The organism is Terriglobus sp. YAF25 (assembly GCF_052113305.1).
Taxonomy (GTDB): Bacteria; Acidobacteriota; Terriglobia; order Terriglobales; family Acidobacteriaceae; genus Terriglobus.
Genome location: NZ_JBFRCY010000354.1, coordinates 1 through 4,677 on the forward strand (window position 1 = coordinate 1; position 4,677 = coordinate 4,677).

At 58.7% G+C, this 4,677-nt stretch carries 4 protein-coding genes; 1 reads left to right on the forward strand and 3 read right to left on the reverse strand.

Annotated features, from left to right (window positions below; genetic code table 11):
- Window positions 1-253: 253 nt before the first annotated feature.
- Window positions 254-1,411, forward strand: coding sequence for a carboxypeptidase-like regulatory domain-containing protein (locus AB4043_RS15330; protein WP_442301135.1), 1,158 nt, complete (start codon window positions 254-256; stop codon window positions 1,409-1,411).
- A 556-nt stretch (window positions 1,412-1,967) separates the two neighbouring features.
- Here AB4043_RS15330 and AB4043_RS15335 read toward each other — a convergent pair.
- The 3 genes from AB4043_RS15335 to AB4043_RS15345 form a co-directional block, all read right to left on the reverse strand.
- Complete coding sequence (locus AB4043_RS15335; RefSeq protein ID WP_442307440.1) at window positions 1,968-3,119, reverse strand: trans-sulfuration enzyme family protein; 1,152 nt, start codon at window positions 3,117-3,119, stop codon at window positions 1,968-1,970.
- 15 nt (window positions 3,120-3,134) lie between these two features.
- A complete protein-coding gene (locus AB4043_RS15340) occupies window positions 3,135-4,205 on the reverse strand; it encodes a VWA domain-containing protein (protein ID WP_442301137.1) in 1,071 nt (356 codons plus the stop codon).
- Window positions 4,189-4,677: VWA domain-containing protein (locus tag AB4043_RS15345; RefSeq protein WP_442307441.1), on the reverse strand; the 489-nt coding region annotated here is incomplete at its 5' end. The genes AB4043_RS15340 and AB4043_RS15345, both read right to left, overlap by 17 nt.

Below are 4,677 nucleotides of genomic sequence, written 5' to 3' on the forward strand. Positions count from 1 at the left end.
ATACACACTGATCGCTGTGTAATAGGACGCTCGCTGTCCGAATTCGATCCCTTTTCTTTTCAAGCGTCGACACTTCACGACATTCGATAGGCTGCCCGTGAATTCGTTTGTCGTGAATCGTCGTCTACACCTTTCATTTCCCGGGATCGGCCGTCATAGACGCAGGTGCCCATCCCCTCGTCTTCCCTTGCGTGCAAAACGTCCGGAGGATGACAAAGCACCTGGCAAACCATCACAGATCGGACTTTGATTCATGTTGAAATGTGCCGCTTCGGCCTTCCTTCTCGTCTCGACGACTGCGTTATCTGCACAACAGGCCGGCATCGCGACTGCTTCTCTTGAGCTTCCGGACGCGCCTACTCCCCAGTTCCAGACATCATCGCCCCAGACATCGCCACTCCGGACATCGCCACTCCAGGCGTCCTCTGCGCAAGCATTCGCAGCCCTGCCTGCAGGCTCGGCACAGATTTCGGGATCCGTCCTCGATAGCACGGGCGCCATCGTCCCCGGCGCACAGGTCACATTGCTTAATGAAACAGGCACGCCGGTGCGATCCACATCGGTCGATGCCAGAGGAGGATTCCTGTTCGCTCGACTACCTGCCGGGCGCTACCTGCTCCGTGTTACCTGCAATGGCTTTGCTCCCTATGCCTCACCGACCTTCGATCTCTCCGGGGAGCAGACTTACGTCCTACCTGACATCTCGCTTTCCATCGCATCGACCAACACGGAGATCACCGTCCTTCCCACGGAGGTCATCGCCGAGGCCCAGATCAAAGCCCAGGAGCAACAGCGCGTCTTCGGCGTCATTCCGAACTTCTACACGAGCTTCGAACCTCATCCCGTTCCGATGACGACGAAGCAAAAGTTCCAACTCGCAACCCGTGACACGCTCGACTGGACATCGTTCATCGGTGTCACCGTCAGYGCCGGGGTCGAGCAGGCCAACAACTCCTACGCCGGTTACGGCCAGGGAGCCGCTGGATACGGTAAACGTTGGGCGGCACGCTTTGGAGACGGCCGCATCAGCGACTACTTCGACCACGCCATCTACGCTTCACTCTTTCACCAGGATCCCCGTTACTTCTACCAGGGCACCGGCACTACTAAATCCCGTGTCTACCATGCCATCGCCAGCGCATTCGTCGCCCGCAGCGACAGCGGCAACATGATGCCGAACTACTCCTACCTTCTCGGAGCCATGACCTCGGGCGCGCTCTCTAACCTCTACTATCCCCACGCCGACCGCGGCTGGGACCTGGTCTTCACCAACGCAGCCATCGGCATCGGAGGCAGAGCCGCGGGCGCGGTCGCGCGAGAACTACTCGGACGAAAAATCACCAAACACGTCCCCGGCAAAGACGTCCCCTACACTGATCCTGCCAACACGCCATCAGCAGCGACGCACTAGGCGTATCGAACAGATTCCGCGAGCGAATTTGTCGATGCACCCCAATAAATTTTGTTCACCACTTCCCTAAGACTTGTCATCCTGAGCGGACGGGGTCCCCGGCCAGCTTCGCTGGCGGGGGTGGGTCAGCGAAGGACCTGCTTTAGTGCTTCTTCTTCGCGGCTTCGCCGCGAAGAAGAGGTATCGCTCTACGCACGATTGTCCTGCTTAAGCGCACGGCTTCAGCCGTGCGATCTGATGCTGTGTAAGTAAGCGGCTTTAGCCGCTGAGGGCAATGCGGCGGAGAAGCAGATTTTCTCCGCTCCCTTCGGTCACTACGAAATGACAGACAGAAATGTGCGGCAAGATGTAGTACTTCGAGGGGAATGRATCTGACCTCAGCGGCTAAAGCCGCTATCTCTGTAGCTTCCGTATGGGACGGCTGAAGCCGTCCCCTTAAGCAAGGCATTCGCATCTACCGATGCGAACTGGCTACGCGTAACCTGACGCGCTCATGCCAGACGCACTCAGGCAACAAACAGAAACCAGGTCCGAAAAGCCCTATTCAATCCTTCGATCATTCAATTCCAACAAGCGCTTGTCCCAGATCCGCAAGGATATCCTCGACATCTTCACACCCCACCGACAAACGGATCAGTCCATCCGTAATCCCCAGCGCATCGCGCTGTTCCTGGGTCATCGCCGCATGGGTCATCGAAGCCGAGTGCGAGACCAGGGTCTCCACTCCGCCCAGAGACTCCGCCAGATAGCAAAGCTTCAACGACCGCACAAACGCATTCGCTGCTTCCTTGCTTCCGAGCTCGAACGACATCATCGAGCCGAACCCCTTCTGTTGACGCGCCGCAATCGCATGTCCCGGATGTGACGGCAAACCGGGATAAAACACCTGCTTCACCTTCGGATGCTTCGACAGGAACTCCGCTACCACGCGGCCATTCGCATCGTGCTGCCGCATCCGCAGCGCCAGCGTCTTGATACCCCGCAGCACCAGGTAGCAGTCGAACGGTGCCAGGATGCCGCCGGTACACTTCTGCACAAACTCGAACCGCTCCTTGTGCTCCGGCTTTGTCCCGATCAGTACACCGCCCAGCCCATCCGAATGTCCATTCAGGAATTTGGTCGTCGAGTGCATCACGATATCCGCCCCCAGCTCGATCGGGCGCTGGAGATACGGCGATAGAAATGTATTGTCGATCGAGAGCTCTACGCCATGGCGATGCGCCACCCCCGCCACCGCGGCAATGTCCACAATCGACATCATCGGATTCGTTGGGCTTTCGATATGCACCAGCTTGGTCGCAGGCGTAATCGCAGCCTCCACCTTCGCCGGATCGCCGGCGTCTACATAGGTAAACGTCAGTCCATAGTGAACAAAAATTTTGTCGAAGAGCCGTACTGTTCCGCCATAGATGTTCTCGCTGCAGACCACATGATCGCCGGCCTTCATCATCGTGCACAGAGCCGCAATCGCAGCCATACCGCTGCCGAAGACATGACCGCTGGTTCCGCCTTCGAGCTCCGCCAGGCTCTCTTCGAGCGCTGAACGCGTCGGATTGTCCAGCCTGGCATACTCCCAGCCCTTGTTCTTGCCGATCTCCTGCTGCTGATAGGTGGAAGTGAGATACACCGGCACATTGACAGCGCCGGTCAGCTCATCCGGCTCCTGGCCGGCATGAATTGCCTTCGTGGAAAACCCCTGATAGGCCATCGTCGCGTGCACGCCTTACTTGGATTTATCTGCTGGCGCTGCTGCTCCCGAGACCTTCGGGTAGTAGCCGGTACGGGTACGCACCGTCAGCTTATTGAAGCCTTTGTACTTGGCATCGACATGCACCTGACGGTAACCGCCGAGCGCAGGCGACTTCGTCGAGTGGTAGGTAATCGTGTACTGCTCGCGGATGTCCTTCGCCACCTGATCGGCGACCGAGTCTACTTCCTGCAGATTGCGCGGGAAGAAGGCTATGCCGCCTGTCTGCTCCGCCAGGTTCTCCAGCACGCGCTTTGCGTGGCGGCTCTCGCGCTTATCCGTATCCTTGCCGAAGAGCAGGCCCACAGCATAGATCACCGGACCGTCCAGCTCCTGGATACGCGCAATCGCATCCTCCAGCGAGGTGGCCGACGCGTTATCCTCACCGTCCGTAACCACCAGCAACACCTGCTTCGGCTGCTTGGCATTCTTTGCCAGATAGTCCGCCGAGGCCAGCAGCGCGTCATACATCGCCGTTCCGCCGGAAGACTTCACATAGTTCAAGCCCTGCTCCAGCTTAGAAACATCGCTGGTAAAGTCCGTATCGATGTACGGCTCGAACGAAAAATCCACCAGGAATGCTTCATCCTTGGGGTTCGAAAGCTTGATCAGTCGCACCGCCGCCTTGTTCACGGCGTCCCGCTTGTCGTACATCGACCCCGAGCTGTCGATCAGGATTCCCATCGAGACCGGAAGATCCTCCTGCCGGAACGAGTTAACCGTCTGCGGAGTTCCATCCTCGAAGACATGGAAGGCATCCTGGGGCAGTGTCAGGATCGTGCGTCCATTGCCGTCCAGCACGGTCGCGTTCAGGCGGACCTCGTAGGCATCGCGGCGCAGTACATAGCCGCCCTTGCCGCCGGAAATCTTATCTGTCGGCGCGCCTCCAGGCCCCACCGGCGCGGTCGATTGCGCGGGAGCCGTATCCGGATCCGGCGATGCGATCGGATCCCGGTCCACAGTCAAAGAAGGCTGCTGTTGTGCCCAGCCCGCCGTGAAACTACCCACTACCAGGATGGCGCCAAAAACCTTAGTCCGCAGGTGCATAGTACCCCTGTCGATTATGCACGGTCAGAGGGGGTAGTCCGGGCGGTGGGTTGAGTTTCACCTTCAATTTGCGCCAAGTGCCGTCATGCTTCAGGTCGCCCGGGCGGAAGCCGACAACGTACTCGTTGCGCAGCTCCTGCGAGATACGGGCCGCGATATCGCCCAGCTCGGCGACGTCGGTGACGCGGAACATACGGCCGCCGGTCATCTCGCAGATATCGTTCAGCATGATGGGACCGGCGATCTCCTCCGGAGTCGAGGCGTACGTATCGAAGATGCCGATGGAATAAATCTGCACGTCGCTCTCACGTACTGCGCGGCGCAGCTCCCCTTCCGTATAGCGGCTGCGGTTGTCGCCGCCGTCCGAAATAATCAGCAGCGCTTTGCGGTCATACTTCGCATCTTTCAGCTTGTTCAGACCCAGGTAGACGGCATCAATCAGCGCTGTCCTGCTCTCCGGTTTCATCATCGC